This window comes from Pseudomonas sp. GW821-FHT10C09 (genome assembly GCF_059415465.1).
In genome coordinates this window covers 25,351-43,717 of record NZ_JBWKNG010000013.1, presented here as the reverse complement: position 1 = coordinate 43,717, position 18,367 = coordinate 25,351, and the positions used below count along the sequence as shown (strand labels likewise).

Here is an 18,367-nt window from a genome sequence, read left to right as displayed (position 1 = left end):
TTCGGATTGCCACCGATCATCACCTATCGCCTTGATAGCTGGAGTCATCCGCCGCTACCCCCTAGAATCGCGCCCACGATTAAAGGAGACGACTTCATGCTGATGGTGATTTCCCCCGCCAAGACCCTCGATTACGAAACACCGCCGGCGACCCAGCGCTTTACCCAGCCGCAGTACCTCGATCATTCCCAAGAGCTGATCATGCAGCTGCGCGACCTGACGCCGGCGCAAATCAGCGAACTGATGCACGTCTCGGACAAGATCGGTGGCCTCAACGCCGCGCGTTTCGGCAGCTGGACACCCGCGTTCACCCCGGAAAACGCCAAGCAGGCGCTGCTGGCCTTCAAGGGCGACGTCTATACCGGTCTCAACGCACAAACCTTCAGCGAAGCCGATTTCGATTACGCCCAGCAGCACCTGCGCATGTTGTCCGGCCTGTATGGCCTGCTGCGCCCGCTGGACCTGATGCAACCGTATCGCCTGGAGATGGGCACCAAGCTGGCGAATGCCCGTGGCAAAGACCTGTATGCCTTCTGGGGTACGCGCATCAGCGAATGGCTGAACGAAGCGCTGGCCGATCAAGGCGATGACGTGCTGCTGAACCTGGCGTCCAACGAGTACTTCTCGGCCGTCAAACGCAACGCCTTGAACGCGCGCATCATCAATACCGACTTCAAGGACCTGAAGAACGGCCAGTACAAGATCATCAGTTTCTACGCGAAAAAAGCCCGCGGCATGATGAGTCGCTTCGTCATCGAGGAGCGCATCAACAACCCAGCCGACCTCAAGCAATTTGACGTTCAGGGTTACCGCTACAGCGCCGAACAGTCCAAACCGGACAACCTGGTTTTCCTGCGCGATCACGCCCCCGAATAAAAGCACCAACCCGGCGCACGACTCTTTTAATCCTCGTCGTGCGCCGACGCCCGTTCGTCGAACAATCCCGCCCCATATCGTCGACTTATTGACGCCAATAAAACATCACCAAATTTTCTAACTTTTGTTTCACTCGACTTCGGTGTTTTTTTTCAGTAGTGGCACTGAAAATTTTTATCGGTAGTGGCATAAAACTATCGAACTCGGTTAGCCCCCTATGTATCAAGGGTGAAACAGCAAGTGCCATCAGTTTGAAAGTAGTGCCATCTTTCTTAATATTTCAAGAAATTTCAGATTTCGCGATGGGCGGACTGGAACTATGTCCAAATGCGTAGTTCATACCACCGGTAACGATTATCAACGTGCTTGTACGAGATAACTTACGCAGACAAGCCATTCACATAGCGAAGTTGTCACATTAACTTCCGAACATGAGTCGCTTATTTGGGCAACACACGAAGGACAGGAGATACGCATCATTAATATCCCCTACAAGGCCAAGGCAGCGCCCCTATAAACGTGCTCTCCCGAGCACCCAACCGCTTGATTTACAGGCTTATCGCCTGGCATTGAGCGCGCAAGATCCTTGCACAAGCGTCCTCAGGCCAGAGGACCGGCTGCATAACAGGGCACGTCATAATAATAAGGCCTAGTTGCGCACATCTTGAGTGCACTTATTTAGACACTCGGAACTTAGTATGCCTGCACACGGCATTGTGGCGCCTGTAAGCCGCACTTTCGAGTGCACTATGACCGCTAAACACCTTTAACTCCGGCCATCTTATGGCTAGTGAAAACAGTCTTGATAACAGAGAGGTAATTGCGATGCGCATCAGCATATTTGGTTTGGGTTATGTCGGCGCTGTCTGTGCCGGTTGCCTGTCTGCACGGGGCCATGACGTCGTTGGCGTCGATGTTGCCAAAGACAAAATCGATATGATCAATGCCGGCAAATCGCCGATCGTTGAACCGGGCCTGGGCGAACTTCTGCGCAAGGGTATCGATACCGGCAAACTGCGTGGCACGACCAACTTCGCCGAGGCGATTCGTGACACCGACCTGTCGATGATCTGCGTCGGTACGCCCAGCAAGAAAAACGGCGACCTGGAACTGAACTACATCGAAGCCGTGTGCCGCGAAATCGGTTTTGTCCTGCGTGACAAGACCACCCGCCACACCATCGTGGTTCGCAGCACCGTGCTGCCGGGCACCGTGGCCAATGTAGTGATCCCGATCCTCGAAGATTGCTCCGGCAAGAAAGCCGGCGTCGACTTCGGCGTTGCAGTGAACCCTGAGTTCTTGCGTGAAAGCACCGCGATCGCCGACTACGACCTGCCACCAATGACCGTCATCGGCGAGTTCGACAAGGCATCGGGCGACGTTCTGCAATCGCTGTACGAAGAACTCGACGCACCGATCATCCGCAAGGACATCGCCGTTGCCGAGATGATCAAGTACACCTGCAACGTGTGGCACGCCACCAAGGTCACCTTCGCCAACGAAATCGGCAACATCGCCAAGGCCGTCGGCGTCGATGGTCGTGAAGTGATGGAAGTGGTCTGCCAGGACAAAACCCTGAACCTGTCCCAGTACTACATGCGCCCAGGCTTCGCGTTCGGCGGCTCTTGCCTGCCAAAAGACGTGCGTGCCCTGACCTACCGCGCAGGTTCCCTGGACGTGGAAGCACCGCTGCTGAACTCGCTGATGCGCAGCAACGAATCCCAGGTGCAGAACGCCTTCGACATCGTTTCCAGCCACGACAAACGCAAAGTCGCCCTGCTGGGCCTGAGCTTCAAGGCCGGCACCGACGACCTGCGCGAAAGCCCGCTGGTGGATCTGGCCGAAATGCTGATCGGCAAGGGTTACGACCTGAGCATCTACGACAGCAACGTCGAATACGCCCGTGTTCACGGTGCGAACAAGGATTACATCGAGTCGAAAATCCCTCACGTCTCGTCCTTGCTCAACTCCGACTTCGACGACGTGATCAACAACTCCGACGTGATCATCCTCGGCAACCGTGACGAGAAATTCCGCGCCCTGGCGCAGAACGCCCCGCACGGCAAGCAAGTGGTCGACCTGGTGGGCTTCATGACCAAAGCCACCAGCGTTTCGGGCCGCACCGAAGGCATCTGCTGGTAATACGGAATCCCGTCTCTGACACCGCGCTTTCGCGGATGAAACACCTGTAGGAGCCCGCCTTGCCGACGATGACGGACTTGAGATCGCCATCGCCGGCAAGCCGGGCTCCTACAGGGGCGCGGGGCTTGCAACTGACTTTAGGATTCCGATTATGCACAGGCTAAAGCACGGCCTACTTCAGGCCGCCGGTTGGCTGTTTTACCTAAGTTTATTGATGGGCATCGCCATGGCGTTGCCTGCGTCCACGTTCGACTCCGAGTCGAAGGACTTCATTTTCCTGATCGGCTTCATCGGGATCTGGCGTTACTCGATGGGTGCCACGCACTTTCTGCGCGGCATGCTGTTCCTGTACGTGGTCTACCCCCACCTGCGGCGTAAAGTGCGCAAGCTGGGCAAAGCGGCAGACCCGTCCCATGTATTTTTGATGGTCACCAGTTTCCGTATCGACGCGCTGACCACCGCGCAGGTCTACGCCTCGGTGATTCGTGAAGCGATCGACTGCGGCCTGCCGACCACCATGGTCTGCTCCATCGTGGAAATGTCCGATGAGAAGCTGGTGAAGAGCCTCTGGTCGCGGATGAATCCGCCGGACCGGGTCAAGCTCGACTTCGTGCGCATCCCCGGCACCGGCAAGCGCGACGGCCTGGCCTACGGTTTCCGCGCCATCTCCCGCCACTTGCCGGACGACCGCGCCGTGGTCGCCGTGATCGATGGCGACACCGTGCTCGGCGAAGGCACAGTGCGCAAGACCGTGCCGTGGTTCCAGCTGTTCGGCAACGTCGGCGGCCTGACCACCAACGAGTTCTGCGAAGTGCGCGGCGGCTACATCATGAGCGAATGGCACAAGCTGCGTTTCGCCCAGCGTCACATCAACATGTGCTCGATGGCCCTGTCCAAGCGCGTATTGACCATGACCGGGCGCATGTCGGTGTTCCGTGCCACGGTCGTCACCAACCCGGAATTCATTGCCGACGTGGAAAGCGACTCGCTGCAACACTGGCGCCTGGGTCGTTTCAAGTTCCTGACCGGCGACGACAAGTCGAGCTGGTTCAGCCTGATGCGCCTGGGTTACGACACCTTCTACGTGCCTGACGCCGCGATCAACACCGTCGAGCATCCGCCGGAAAAGAGCTTCATCAAGGCCAGTCGCAAGCTGATGTTCCGCTGGTACGGCAACAACCTGCGCCAGAACTCCCGCGCCCTGGGCCTGGGGATGAAGCGCCTCGGCCTGTTCACCTCGGTGGTGCTGTTCGATCAGCGCGTGTCGATGTGGACCTCGTTGCTGGGCCTGACGGTCGCGCTGATTGCCAGCTTCAAATACGGCACCGCGTTCATCCTGGTTTACCTGCTGTGGATCGGCATTACCCGCCTGATCCTGACCTTGATGCTGTCCCTTTCCGGTCACCGGATCGGCCCGGCCTACCCGGCGATTCTCTATTACAACCAGATCGTCGGCGCGCTGGTGAAGATCTACGTGTTCTTCCGCCTCGATCAACAGTCCTGGACTCGCCAACCCACTTCTCTGACCCGTGATCTCGCCAGCTTTCAACGTTGGTTCAACACCTGGTCGTCTCGGACCATGACCTTCTCCGCCGGCAGCATTTTTGTCGCCGTGCTGCTGATGATGGTCTGACCCGCCCCTATTGAATTAACAAGGAAATCGCCCCTATGAATACCGCCGTCAACGCCAACGTAGTGCATGAATCCGAAGCCCAGCGCCAACACGCCCGAGTGAAAATCCCGGCCAAGCTGCGTTTCTTCGGTCCGGACCGGACGCCGGTTGAAGCCCGTGTGATCGACCTTTCCGCTGGCGGCCTGGCGTTCAACGCCGGTCAGCTGCCGCTGAAGATCGGTGATGTGTACAAGGCTCGCCTGCAATTTGTCATCGACAACCTCGGCCTGGCCATGGACGTGGAGTTGCAGGTTCGCTCCTTCGACCGCCAGACCGGCCGTGCCGGTTGCCAGTTCCAGAACCTCGAACCGCAAGACATTTCGACCCTGCGTCACCTGATCACCTCTCACCTGGCCGGCGACATCGTCAGCATGGGTGAAGTGCTGGCGACCCTGCAGCGCGACAACTTCACCAAGGCGCGCAAGGTCAAGGACGGCGGTCACGGCATGAGCGCATTCGGTCGCCTGCGTGCAGTGACCTTCAGCCTGGGGATTTTCATCGTCGGCGTCGCCGCATTCGGTTTCGTTTTCAAATCGGTGTACGGCATGTACTTCGTCAGCCACGCACAGGCCGGCCTGGTCAGCGTGCCGGGCATGAACATCACCATGCCGCGCGACGGCACCGTGCAGAGCCTGATCAAGGCTGACGGCGTGGCCGCCAAAGGCGCCCCGCTCGCCACGTTCAGCACCAGCATGCTCGACGTGCTCAAAGGGCATCTGGACGACAACCAACTGCAACCAGCCAAGGTTGAAGAACTGTTCGGCAAGCAAATGACCGGCACCCTGACCTCGCCGTGCGATTGCACCGTGGCCCAACAAATGGTCGCCAACGGTCAGTACGCCAGCAAGGGCGACGTGATCTTCCAGCTGGTGCCGCGTAACAGCGAAGCCAACGTCGAAGCGCGCTTCTCCTATCGCCAGTTCCGCGACGTGCGTCCAGGTACTCCGGTCAGCTTCCAGATCGCCGGCGAAGACAAAACCCGCACCGGCAAGATCGTCAGCAGCACCAGCCTGAAAAGCGCCGACCTGTCGTCCGACATTCGTGTGCTGATCCAGCCTGACGAAGCCCTGGACAGCAGCCTCGCCGGTCGCCCGGTGGAAGTGAACAGCGATCGTGGCCCGAACCTGAACTGGCTGATCGACAAAGCCATGGCCGCCGGTCTTTAAGTCGAGGACATGCCCGTGACCATCACAAAAATCTCGAACACACCGCAGTCCCTGTGGGAGCGAGCCTGCTCGCGAAAGGGGTCGCGCGGTCTGTCTGAAACACCGCAAAGTCAGCTTCGCGAGCAGGCTCGCTCCCACATGGGATCGCTGTGCGCTATTGCGTTGGCAGTCAGCCTCAGCGGTTGCGCCGGCCTGCCCGACCAGCGTCTGGCCAACGAAGCCCTCAAGCGCGGCGACACCGCGCTCGCGCAGCAGAACTACAAGCAACTGGCCGACCTCGGCTACAGCGAGGCTCAAGTGGGCCTGGCCGATATTCAGGTCGACAGCCGTGACCCGGCGCAGATCAAGCAGGCCGAGGCGACTTACCGCGCCGCGGCCGACGTCTCGCCGCGGGCGCAGGCTCGCCTCGGTCGCCTGCTGGTGGCCAAGCCGGGTTCTACCGAAGCCGAACAGCACGAAGCCGAAGGCCTGTTGAAAAAAGCCTCGGCCAATGGCGAAGGCAACACCCTGATTCCGCTGGCCATGCTGTACCTGCAATACCCGCACAGCTTCCCGAACATCGATGCGCAGAAGCAGATCAGCCAATGGCGCGCCGAAGGCAAACCGGAAGCGGGTCTGGCGCAAGTGTTGCTCTATCGCACCCAAGGCACTTACGACCAGCACCTGGACGAAGTCGCCAGCATCTGCAAAGCCGCGCTGAACACTACCGACATCTGCTACGTCGAACTGGCCACGGTTTATCAGAAACAGGCCAAGCCCGAGCAACAAGCCGAGCTGATCAAACAAATGCAAGCCGCACACGCTCGCGGCACCGTTTCCGCGCAGCGGGTCGACAGCGTCGCCCGTGTACTCGCGGACCCGACCCTGGGCAAGACCGACGAGAAAACCGCGCAGTCGCTGCTCGAACCTATCGCTCCGGGCTACCCGGCGTCGTGGGTCACCCTCGCGCAATTGATCTACGACTTCCCAGAACTGGGTGACGTCGACCAAATGATGAAGTACCTGGACAACGGTCGCGCCGCCGACCAGCCGCGCGCCGAACTGTTGTTGGGCAAGCTCTACTACGAAGGCAAGATGGTCCCGGCCGACGCCAAGGTCGCCGAAGAACATTTCCAGAAAGCCGTCGGCCGCGAAGTCGCCGCCGATTACTACCTCGGCCAGATCTACCGCCGCGGCTACCTGGGCAAAGTCTATTCGCAGAAAGCCCTGGATCACTTGCTGACCGCTGCGCGCAACGGCCAGAACAGCGCCGACTTCGCCATCGCCCAGCTGTTTTCCCAAGGCAAGGGCACCAAGCCCAACCCGCTTAACGCTTACGTCTTCAGCCAGTTGGCCAAGGCTCAAGACACCCCGCAAGCCACCGAGCTTGCGCAAACACTCGAAGCACAACTGCCGCCTGCCCAGCTCGCCGAGGCCCAACGCCTGTTGAAACAAGAACAGGCCGTTCGTGGGTCCTTGAGCCAGAACACGCTGGAACTGCATGCCCTGCAAGAAGAAGACGGCGAGGAATCCCTATGAAGTTGAATCCATTCATGAAGGCCGGTATCGGCCTCACGTTCGCGCTGATCTGGTCTTGCCCGACACTGGCCGCGATCACTGAAACCAAAAACTTCGGCCTCGAAGTGAAAGTCACCGGCCAGTCCGAAGACGACAGCGACCTCGGCACCCAGAGCGGCGGCGACGTCAACGGCGTCGGTCTCGACCTGCGTCCATGGGTCTACGGCGAAAGCGGCGCGTGGAGCGCCTACGCCATGGGCCAGGCCGTGACCGCCACCGACATCATCGAGACGGACACCTTGCAAGGCACTGCCAGCGATGGCACCACGCCGACCACCAACGATGATCGCAAGACCAAGAAAAACTACCTGGCGATGCGCGAATTTTGGGTCGGCTACAGCGGCCTCACGCCGTATCCGGGCGAGATGCTCAAGTTCGGTCGTCAACGCCTGCACAACGCTGACGGCCAATGGCGCGACACCAACATCGAAGCCCTGAACTGGACCTTCGACACCACCCTGTTGCGCGCCAACATGGGTGTCGCCGAACGCTTCAGCGAGTACCGCACCGACCTCACGGAGCTGGCTCCAAAAGACAAGGATCGCCTGCACGTCTACGCCGATGCGGAGTATCAGTGGACACCGGGCAACTGGGCGGGCGTTCGCGCTCATCACACCCACGATGACGGCAAGCTCGACTACCCGGAACCGGGCGTAGCCGCCGATTCGCTGGACAAAAAACAGAACGGCGACATCACCTGGCTGGGCCTGACCGCCGACAGCGACGCCTATAACTGGCGCAACACCAACACTGTCAATTACTGGGGCAGCATCACCGGCATGAGCGGCGACACCGACACGGTCAACCCGCTGAACGCCAACGGCACGCCTCCGACCGAAGCCAAACGCGGACAAGACCTCAATGGCTGGGCCACGGATGTCGGCGTGCGTCTGCGCCTCGATCCGCAATGGCAAGTGGGTGCAGCCTATGCTCGCGCCAGTGCCGAGTACGAACAGAACGGCCTGGAAAGCAACCGCTCGAACTACACCGGTACTCGCTCGCGGGTTCACCGTTTCGGCGAAGCCTTCCGTGGCGAAATGCAGAACATGCAGACCGCCACCCTGTTCGGTTCGTGGATGCTCAACGACGAATACGACGCCAGCGTGATCTACCACAAATTCTGGCGCGTCGACGGCAACAAGCCGATCGGCAGCAACGGTATCAACGCGGTCGAGAACAACACCGATGACCCAACCGGCGCGATTCTCTCCACCACGTCCCTGCCGCTGAACGATGGCGAAAAAGACCTCGGTCAGGAGATGGACCTGGTCGTCACCAAGTACTTCAAGCAAGGCCTGTTGCCGGCGGCGTTGAGCCAGTCGATCGACGAGCCTTCGGCCCTCGTGCGTTTCCGCGGTGGTGTGTTCAAGCCGGGTGATGCGTACGGCAAGGAAGTGGATTCGTACATGCACCGCGCATTCATCGACGTGATCTGGCGCTTCTGATGCGAACCGCGAAGGGAGTGCCCGACATGAACAATTCGAAGCGAGGTTCGATCTCCTTGCTGGCCGGCGCGATGCTGCTGGCCAGCGCGGCTGCCTTCGCCAATGTGGAACCGGTCGTGCCCGTACAGAAAGGACAACCGGCGACCCTTGCCAAAGGTTTGCAACAGGCCAAGACCTACACCGTCAGCAGCGCACCGACCGCGCCGCTGGAGCTGGCCAAGCCAAAACTGCCAGACCTGTCCGGCTACACCGCCGAAGCCATCGCCGCAAAAATCGTGCGGACCAAGGCTGGCAAGATCAGCGTACGCCGGATGATGCAGGAAGACGCCCTGAAGGACTTCATCGGCGGCGACAACAAGATGGCCGAGTGGGTGGTGCGTCAGCACGGTATCCCGCAGGCAATCTTCGTTGACGACGGCTACATGAACCTCAAGGACCTGGCGAAGAAACTGCCCAAGCAGTACTTCAGCGAAACTTCGCCGGGCGTGTTCCTGGCGAAGTTGCCGATCGTGGTCGGCCGTCACGGCATCCTCGAAATCGACAAACAGACTCAGGAATTGCGCCTGTCCCAAGAAGCCGGTTCGTTCCTGGTCAACGACGGCCAGCTGTTTGTGCGTGACACCAAAATCACTGGCTGGCGCGAGAAGGACAACGGCCCGGCGACGTTCACCTCGCCGAAGGAATTCCGTCCGTTCCTGCTGTCCTGGGGTGGCACCGAGACCTACATCGCCAACAGCAAGATCGCCAGTTTCGGCTACGCCAACAGTAAGTCCTACGGCGTGAGTATTTCCCAGTACACGCCGAACATGGCCAAGGTCTTGAAGCGCCCTGAACCGACAGGCTGGATCGTCGGCTCCGAGTTCTCGGACATGTGGTACGGCTTCTACTGCTACGAAACCCGCGACTTCGTGGTCAAGGGCAACACCTACAAAGACAACATCGTCTACGGCATCGACCCGCATGACCGTTCGCACCGTTTGATCATTGCCGACAACACCGTCTACGGGACCAAGAAGAAGCACGGGATCATTATTTCCCGTGAGGTCAACGACAGCTTCATCTTCAACAACCGCAGCTACGACAACAAGTTGTCGGGCCTGGTGATCGACCGTAACAGCGTGAACAACCTGATCGCCTACAACGAGATCTACAAGAACCACACCGACGGCATCACCCTCTACGAGAGTGCCGACAACCTGATTTACGGCAACAAGGTGATCAGCAACAAACGCCACGGCATCCGTATTCGTAACAGCGTGAACATCCGCCTCTACGAAAACCTGTCCCTGGCCAACGGCCTGACCGGCGTCTACGGCCACATCAAGGACCTGAGCGACACCGACCGCGACATCAAGCTCGACCCGTTCGACGCCGAAGTCTCGCTGATTGTGGTCGGCGGTGAACTGGCCGGCAACGGCAGTGGCCCGCTGTCCATCGACTCGCCGCTGAGCGTCGAGCTGTATCGCGTGTCCATGCTCGCCCCGACCAAATCCAGCGGCATCAGCTTCAGCGGGATTCTCGGCGAGCGTCAGGATGAAATTCTCGACTTGCTGGTGCGCCAGCAGAAAGCCGTGCTGATCGACCCTGTCGAACGCCAGACCGAAATGCGGGACTGAGGATAATTTTATGCACCCACACTTGATCAAATTACTCAGCCTGTCGGCCCTGACCGCCGGCATTCTCGCGGCCAGCGGCGGTGTTCGCGCCGATGAAGCCCAGGCACCAAAATTCACGGCTGATCCGTGCTGCAACCTGTGCCCCGAAGCCCATGACGCGAAGAATTACACCACGCGTTATCAACAAAACTTCACCACCCTGGTGCAGGCTCAGGGCGACTGGCTGTTCCGTACGCAAGAAGACTTGCGCACCGAATTCGACACCACCCCCGCCGGCTACAAACGCATGAAAGAGCTGCACGATGCGTTCAAGAGCAAAGGCGTTGAACTGGTCGTCGTCTACCAGCCGACCCGTGGCCTGGTGAACCGCAACAAGCTCAACCCGGAAGAAAAAGCCAAGTACGATTTCGACAAGGCACTGAAGAACTACAAGACCATGCTCGGGCGTTTCGCCGCCATGGGTTACGTCGTACCGGACCTGTCGCCGCTGACCAACGAGTCACTGCCCGACACCCTGCCCGCCCACGACTTCTACTTCCGCGGCGACCAACACTGGACACCGTATGGTGCCCAGCGCACCGCGAAAATCGTCGCGGAAAAGGTCAAGCAGATTCCGGCGTTTGCCGGCATTCCGAAGCGTGAATTCGAGACCCACAGGTCGGGTCGCATGGGCAAGACCGGAACATTGCACAACATGGCCGGTCAACTCTGTGGCACCAGCTACGCGATCCAGTACATGGATCAATTCACCACCGAGCCCAAGGGCGAAGCCGCCGACGGCGATCTGTTCAGCGACGCCGGCAATCCGGAGATCACCCTGGTAGGCACGAGCCACAGTGGCAAGAACTATAACTTCGCCGGTTTCCTCGAAGAGGCCATCGGCGCCGACATCCTCAACGTGGCGTTCCCCGGCGGTGGCCTGGAAGGTTCGATGCTGCAGTACCTGGGTAGCGAAGAATTCCAGACCAAGCCGCCAAAGATCCTGATCTGGGAATTCTCGCCGCTCTATCGCCTCGACCAGGAAACCATCTACCGCCAAATGATGGCGCTGCTGGACAACGGTTGCGAAGGCAAGGATGCACAGATGTCCGGCAGCACCACGCTGAAACCGGGCAAGAACGAATTGATGGTCAACAGCAAAAACCTGGACCTGCAAAACAGCAGCCACCAGGTCGACATCCGCTTCGCCGATCCGTCGGTGAAAACCCTGCACGCCACCCTCTGGTACATGAACGGTCGCCACGAGGACATCAAGATCGATAAACCGGAAACCTCCGACACCGACGGGCGTTTCGCCTTTGAGTTGCGCACGGACGAAGACTGGGCCTCGCAGAATCTGCTGGCCGTCGAAGTCCAGGGCCCTGAAGCAGGTGCCGCGCCGCAAAAAGTCGAAGCGAAAATCTGCAAACGCAACGTGTTCCCGAGTGCTGAGCAGCGAACTGCTCAGGCCGGGCAATGAGGTCTGCCATGCGAAACCGAACGTTGAAAAACCTGCTCGCGCCATCGTTGCTGACCCTGGCAATGTTCGCCGGTGCCACCCAGGCCGCCGCACCCCTGCGCCCGCCACAGGGTTACTTCGCGCCGATCGAAAAAGTCAAAACCGGCGACAGCAGCGAAGGCTGTGATGCGATGCCGACACCGTACACCGGCTCGCTGCAATTTCGCAGCAAATACGAAGGCTCCGACAAGGCCCGTTCGACCCTGAACGTGCAATCGGAAAAAGCCTTCCGCGACAGCACCGCCGACATCACCAAGATCGAACGCGGCACCAGCAAGCGCGTGATGCAATTCATGCGTGATGGTCGCCCGGAACAACTCGAATGCACGCTGACCTGGCTGACCGCCTGGGCCAAGGCCGATGCGTTGATGTCCAAGGACTTCAACCACACCGGCAAGTCCATGCGCAAATGGGCGCTGGGCAGCATGGCTTCGTCGTATATCCGCCTGAAGTTCTCCGACTCGCATCCGCTGGCCAACCATCAGCAAGAGTCGCAGTTGATCGAAGCCTGGTTCAGCAAAATGGCCGATCAGGTGGTCAGCGACTGGGACAACCTGCCGCTCGAGCAAACCAACAATCACTCGTACTGGGCTGCCTGGTCGGTGATGGCCACGTCGGTCGCGACCAACCGCCGCGACCTGTTTGACTGGGCCGTGAAGGAATACAAGGTCGGCGCCAATCAGGTCGACGCGCAGGGTTTCCTGCCGAACGAACTCAAGCGCCAGCAACGCGCCCTCGCCTACCACAACTACGCCCTGCCGCCACTGGCGATGATCGCCAGTTTCGCTCAGGTCAACGGTGTGGACTTGCGCCAGGAAAACAACGGCGCGCTGAAACGCCTGGGTGATCAGGTGCTGGCCGGGATTAAAGATCCGGACATCTTCGAGAAGAAGAACGGCAAGGAACAGGACATGACCGATCTGAAGATCGACTCGAAATTCGCCTGGCTCGAACCGTTCTGCACGCTCTACACCTGCGCGCCGGATGTGCTGCAACAGAAACACAAAATGCAGCCGTTCAAGACCTTCCGCCTCGGTGGGGATTTGACCAAGGTCTTCGACCCGGCCAATGAAAAAGGCAACAAGGGTTCCTAAGACAGATGCAATCCCCTGTGGGAGCGAGCCTGCTCGCGAATGCGGTCTGACATTCACTAAAGATGTCGACTGAAACACCGCTTTCGCGAGCAGGCTCGCTCCCACAGTGAAGTGATGTTGCCCCCCAGGTTTTCGGTGGGGGGTTTGGGGGGGCCGTTGGCCCTTGACTGTTGGTTAAACATGGAGAGATCGGGATGGTATTTTCATCCAATGTGTTCCTGTTTCTGTTCTTGCCGATCTTTCTCGGCTTGTACTACTTGAGCGGAATACGCTATCGCAACCTGCTGCTGCTGATCGCCAGCTACGTGTTCTATGCCTGGTGGCGCGTGGACTTCCTCGCGCTGTTCGCCGCCGTCACGCTGTGGAACTACTGGATCGGCCTCAAAGTCGGTGCCGCAGGCGTTCGCACCAAACCGGCCCAGCGCTGGCTGCTGCTCGGCGTCGCCGTCGACCTGTGCATCCTGGGCTACTTCAAGTACGCCAACTTCGGCGTCGACAGCATCAACGCGATGATGACCTCGGTCGGTCTGTCGCCGTTCATCCTGACCCACGTGCTGTTGCCGATCGGGATCTCGTTCTACATCTTCGAGTCCATCAGCTACATCATCGACGTCTATCGTGGTGACACCCCGGCGACTCGCAACCTGATCGACTTTGCGGCGTTCGTGGCGATTTTCCCGCACCTGATTGCCGGCCCGGTGTTGCGTTTCCGCGACCTCGCCGACCAGTTCAACAACCGCACCCACACCCTGGATAAATTCTCCGAGGGCTGCACGCGGTTCATGCAGGGTTTCATCAAGAAAGTCTTCATCGCCGACACCCTCGCCGTCGTCGCCGACCACTGCTTCGCCCTGCAAAACCCGACCACGGGCGATGCCTGGCTCGGCGCACTGGCCTACACCGCGCAACTGTATTTCGACTTCTCCGGCTACAGCGACATGGCCATCGGCCTGGGCTTGATGATGGGTTTCCGCTTCATGGAAAACTTCAAGCAGCCGTACATCAGCCAGTCGATCACCGAGTTCTGGCGTCGCTGGCACATCAGTCTTTCCACCTGGCTGCGTGACTACCTGTACATCACGCTGGGCGGTAACCGCAAAGGCACGCTGATGACCTATCGCAACCTGTTCCTGACCATGCTGCTCGGTGGTCTGTGGCACGGCGCGAACATCACCTACATCGTCTGGGGTGCGTGGCACGGCATGTGGCTGGCGATTGAAAAAGCGCTGGGCCTGAACACCTCGCCGCGCAGCATCAACCCGATCCGCTGGGCGCTGACGTTCCTGCTGGTGGTGATGGGCTGGGTGATCTTCCGCTCGGAAAACCTGCACGTCGCCGGCCGTATGTACGGCGCGATGTTCAGCTTCAACGAATGGTCGTTGTCGGAACTCAACCAGGCCAGCCTCACCGGCCTGCAAGTGGCAACCCTGGTGGTGGCGTACGTGACGCTGGCGTTCTTCGGCATCCGTGATTTCTACACCAACCGTCCGCCAGAGAAGACCAAACCTGCCGTCAATGTCGAGACCGATGGTCCTGCTGGCGCAACCCCAGGAATGATCAAAGCCGTACCGGGCGACAACCCGGCCAGCATCCACCAACCGGGCTACACCGTCGGCGTTGAAGCCACCGTGCAACCGGCCTACTGGACCGCTGACTGGTCGCGTTACGTGATGCGCGCCCTGGTGCTGCTGCTGTTCATTGCTTCGATTTTCAAACTCTCGGCGCAAAGCTTCTCGCCGTTCCTTTACTTCCAGTTCTGAGGGATCTGACCATGACCCGCTCATTACGCATCTTCTACATCGCCCTGTTCCTGCTGACGCTGTTGGCACTGGGCCTGTGGTCCACGCGCAGCTTCTTCGGCTTCAGCACCAACGCCGAGGCGACGGTGCTCAACGGCCGCTGGACCAAAGCCGTGGAGACGCACTACGACGACGAGTTTCCGATCAAGCGCCTGGGCACCAACCTCTGGGCCGCGCTGGATTTCAAACTGTTCAACGAAGGTCGTCCGGGCGTCGTGCTCGGCCGCGATCAGTGGCTCTACAGCGATGAAGAGTTCAACCCGATCGTCAACGAAGAGCTGAACCTGCAAGGCAACTACGCGCTGGTCGAAGGCGTGCGCCAGACCTTGAAAGAGCAAGGCGTGCAATTGGTGATGGCGATCGTGCCGGCCAAGACCCGCCTGTACCCGGAACACCTGGGTGAGGTGAAGCCTTCGAGCATTCACGCCAACCTCTATCAGGACTTCCACGCCCGTGTCGCGGCCGACAAGATCCTCGCCCCCGACCTGCTCGGCCCGCTGCAAAAAGCCAAGCAGAACGGTCAGCAAGTGTTCCTGCGCACCGACACCCACTGGACCCCGGAAGGCGCACAAGTCGCCGCCGAGACCCTGGCGAAAACCATCGCCGACAAACTGCCGCTGAGCGGCGAACCGCAAAACTTCGTCACTGAACCCGCGGAAAAAGTCACGCACAAGGGCGACCTGCGCCTGTTCCTGCCGCTGGACCCGCTGTTCGAAAACCTGATGCCGGCGCAAGAGCCGCTGCAGAAGCGCAACACCGTGGCGGCTGGCGATCAGCCTGCCGGTGACGACGCCTTGTTCGCCAACACCGAAGTGCCGGTGGCCCTGATCGGCACCAGCTACAGCGCCAACCCGAACTGGAACTTCGTCGGCGCACTGAAACAAGCGCTGCGCAGCGACGTGGTCAATTACGCCGAAGACGGCCACGGCCCGATCCTGCCGATGCTCAGCTACCTGAAAAGCGATGCTTTCAAGAACAGCCCGCCACAAGTGCTGATCTGGGAGTTTCCTGAACGATATCTGCCTGTGAACAACGAAATCGGCGACGCCGACCCGCAGTGGGTCGCAGAGCTCAAAGAAGCCGGCGCCCGCCAACAAAACGTAGCCGCAAACACTAAATCCGAGACGCCCGACCGGGCGCAAAACTGAAAGAGAGGTACACCATGACTTTCACTACTACTCCTCGCCGTCTCGCCAAGACTTTCGCTTTGGCCGCGACCTTCAGCGTGCTGTCGATGAACGCCTTCGCCGGTGGCGACGCTGCACTCTACGGCCCGACCGCACCAAAAGGCTCGAGCTTCGTACGGGTCTACAACGCCGGTAACGCTGAAGTCAGCGCCACCGTCGGCACCACCAGCCTGAGCGACGTCGCACCGCTGTCCAGCACCGACTTCAGCTTCATGCCGGGCGGTGACTACAGCGCCAAGGTCGGCAGCCAGTCCCTGCCGGTGAAACTGGCCGGTGACCACTACTACACCCTGGTCAACAACGCTTCCGGCGCGCCGCAACTGATCGAAGAACCGCCGTTCAAGAACAAGCAAAAGTCCTTGGTGCGTCTGCAAAACCTGAGCGACAAGGCCCTGACCCTGAAGACCGCTGACGGCAAGACTGACGTGGTGCCAAGCGTGGCCGCCAAGGGCCGTGGCGAGCGTGAGATCAACCCGGTGAAGGTCAGCCTGGCGTTGTTTGAAGGCGACAAAAAAGTCGGCGACGTCAAACCGGTTGCCCTGGAACGCGGTGAAGCGGCCGTGCTGTACGTCACCGGCAACGGCAGCAGCCTGTCGCCAGTCTGGGTAAAACGCCCCGTCTCGACGCGCTAATCAATTTGCCTGACTGACTCGGTTCCCTTGTGGGAGCGAGCCTGCTCGCGAAAGCGGTCTGACATCCATCATTGATGTCGACTGATACGCCGCCTTCGCGAGCAGGCTCGCTCCCACATTGAATCGCCGTCTCAGTCAGGACACGGAATAAGAACAAGAGTGAAACGACAGAACGTTCGTAGCTCTAACCAATCGATTTTAAAGGAGTAACAACATGATTCCGGTGATCTTGTCAGGTGGTAGCGGCTCACGTCTTTGGCCGCTTTCGCGTAAACAGTTTCCCAAGCAATTCCTTGCCCTGACCGGCGAACACACGCTGTTCCAGCAAACCCTGGAACGCCTGGTGTTCGAAGGCATGGACACCCCGATCGTGGTGTGCAACAAGGACCACCGCTTCATCGTCAACGAGCAGTTGAGCAACCGCAAACTCGAAGCCCAGCGCATCCTGATGGAACCGTTCGGTCGCAACACCGCGCCGGCCGTGGCCCTGACCGCGATGATGCTGGTCAATGAAGGTCGCGACGAGTTGATGCTGGTGCTGCCGGCCGACCACGTGCTGGAAGACCAGAAAGCCCTGCAACGTGCGCTGGCCCTGGCCACCGTGGCTGCCGAAAACGGCGAAATGGTGCTGTTCGGCGTGCCGGCGACCAAACCGGAAACCGGTTATGGCTACATCAAGTCGACCAATGATTCGCTGCTGCCCGAAGGCGTCAGCCGCGTCTCGCATTTTGTCGAGAAACCGGACGTCAAACGTGCCACCGAATATGTCGAGTCCGGTGGTTATTTCTGGAACAGCGGCATGTTCCTGTTCCGCGCCAGCCGCTTCCTCGAAGAACTGAAAAAGCACGACCCGGACATCTACGACACCTGTCTGTTGACCCTCGAACGCAGCGAGCAAGATGCCGACACCATCACCTTCGACGAAGCCACCTTCGCCTGCTGCCCGGACAACTCCATCGACTACGCAGTGATGGAAAAAACCCAGCGCGCCTGCGTCGTGCCGCTGACTGCGGGCTGGAGCGATGTCGGTTGCTGGGCGTCGCTGTGGGAAGTGAATGAAAAAGACGCCAACGGCAACGTCACCAAAGGCGATGTGGTGATTCAGGACAGCAAGAACTGCATGATCCACGGCAACGGCAAACTGGTGTCGGTGATCGGCCTGGAAAACATCGTGGTGGTCGAAACCAAGGACGCCATGATGATTGCGCACAAGGACTCGGTCCAAGGCGTGAAACAGATGGTCAACACCCTCAACGAGCAGGGTCGCAGCGAAACCCAGAACCACTGCGAAGTCTATCGTCCGTGGGGTTCCTACGACTCGGTGGACATGGGCGGCCGTTTCCAGGTCAAGCACATTTCGGTCAAACCGGGCGCGTGCCTGTCGCTGCAAATGCACCACCACCGCGCCGAACACTGGATCGTGGTCAGCGGCACCGCTGAAGTGACCTGCGATGAGAATGTGTTCCTGCTCTGCGAAAACCAGTCGACCTACATCCCGATCGCGTCGGTCCACCGTCTGCGCAACCCGGGCAAGATTCCACTCGAGATCATCGAAGTGCAATCGGGCAGCTACCTGGGTGAAGACGATATCGAGCGCTTTGAAGATATCTACGGTCGGTCGACACCGGTCGAGCGCGGCGTGTCGGTGAAAACCATCGCGCAGTAAGCGTTCAGCAAAATGAA

Annotated in this window: 13 protein-coding genes; all 13 read left to right on the top strand. The window is 59.5% G+C overall.

Annotated elements, in window-relative coordinates; genetic code table 11:
• Window positions 1-96: 96 nt before the first annotated feature.
• The 13 genes from yaaA (at window position 97) to AC07N8_RS14965 (ending at window position 18,350) form a co-directional block, all read left to right on the top strand.
• Window positions 97-876 (top strand): peroxide stress protein YaaA, encoded by a 780-nt coding sequence (yaaA, locus tag AC07N8_RS15025; RefSeq protein WP_027924847.1) that lies wholly within the window; start codon window positions 97-99, stop codon window positions 874-876.
• Window positions 877-1,701: 825 nt separating this feature from the next.
• Window positions 1,702-3,018 carry a nucleotide sugar dehydrogenase gene (locus AC07N8_RS15020; protein ID WP_007942268.1) on the top strand — a complete coding sequence of 439 codons (1,317 nt, stop codon included), beginning with the start codon at window positions 1,702-1,704 and terminating at the stop codon, window positions 3,016-3,018.
• Between the two features lie 151 nt (window positions 3,019-3,169).
• Complete coding sequence (gene alg8 / locus AC07N8_RS15015) at window positions 3,170-4,651, top strand: mannuronan synthase (RefSeq protein ID WP_483840346.1); 1,482 nt, start codon at window positions 3,170-3,172, stop codon at window positions 4,649-4,651.
• A 35-nt stretch (window positions 4,652-4,686) separates the two neighbouring features.
• On the top strand, window positions 4,687-5,856 hold the full coding sequence (locus AC07N8_RS15010) for a PilZ domain-containing protein (protein WP_483840345.1): 1,170 nt from the start codon (window positions 4,687-4,689) through the stop codon (window positions 5,854-5,856).
• Between the two features lie 9 nt (window positions 5,857-5,865).
• Window positions 5,866-7,374: an alginate biosynthesis TPR repeat lipoprotein AlgK gene (algK, locus tag AC07N8_RS15005; RefSeq protein WP_493144454.1), complete on the top strand. Its 1,509-nt coding sequence runs from the start codon at window positions 5,866-5,868 to the stop codon at window positions 7,372-7,374.
• Window positions 7,371-8,858, top strand: coding sequence for an alginate export family protein (locus AC07N8_RS15000; protein WP_483840343.1), 1,488 nt, complete (start codon window positions 7,371-7,373; stop codon window positions 8,856-8,858). Before algK ends, AC07N8_RS15000 begins: the two co-directional genes overlap by 4 nt.
• Before the next feature lie 26 nt (window positions 8,859-8,884).
• Complete coding sequence (algG, locus tag AC07N8_RS14995; protein WP_493144457.1) at window positions 8,885-10,474, top strand: mannuronan 5-epimerase AlgG; 1,590 nt, start codon at window positions 8,885-8,887, stop codon at window positions 10,472-10,474.
• 10 nt (window positions 10,475-10,484) lie between these two features.
• Window positions 10,485-11,933, top strand: a complete 1,449-nt coding sequence (locus AC07N8_RS14990; protein WP_493144459.1) for an alginate O-acetyltransferase — start codon at window positions 10,485-10,487, stop codon at window positions 11,931-11,933.
• 8 nt (window positions 11,934-11,941) lie between these two features.
• Window positions 11,942-13,066: a mannuronate-specific alginate lyase gene (locus tag AC07N8_RS14985; protein WP_483840340.1), complete on the top strand. Its 1,125-nt coding sequence runs from the start codon at window positions 11,942-11,944 to the stop codon at window positions 13,064-13,066.
• 194 nt (window positions 13,067-13,260) lie between these two features.
• The gene (locus tag AC07N8_RS14980) at window positions 13,261-14,826 is read left to right on the top strand and encodes an MBOAT family O-acyltransferase (RefSeq protein ID WP_483840339.1); all 1,566 of its coding nucleotides are present in this window, start codon (window positions 13,261-13,263) and stop codon (window positions 14,824-14,826) included.
• A gap of 11 nt (window positions 14,827-14,837) precedes the next feature.
• Window positions 14,838-16,013 carry an alginate O-acetyltransferase gene (locus AC07N8_RS14975; RefSeq protein ID WP_123433573.1) on the top strand — a complete coding sequence of 392 codons (1,176 nt, stop codon included), beginning with the start codon at window positions 14,838-14,840 and terminating at the stop codon, window positions 16,011-16,013.
• 14 nt (window positions 16,014-16,027) lie between these two features.
• The gene (locus AC07N8_RS14970; RefSeq protein WP_483840337.1) at window positions 16,028-16,684 is read left to right on the top strand and encodes an alginate O-acetyltransferase AlgF; all 657 of its coding nucleotides are present in this window, start codon (window positions 16,028-16,030) and stop codon (window positions 16,682-16,684) included.
• A gap of 214 nt (window positions 16,685-16,898) precedes the next feature.
• Entirely contained in the window at window positions 16,899-18,350 is a 1,452-nt protein-coding gene (locus AC07N8_RS14965) for a mannose-1-phosphate guanylyltransferase/mannose-6-phosphate isomerase (RefSeq protein ID WP_483840336.1), read from the top strand.
• Window positions 18,351-18,367: the final 17 nt, after the last annotated feature.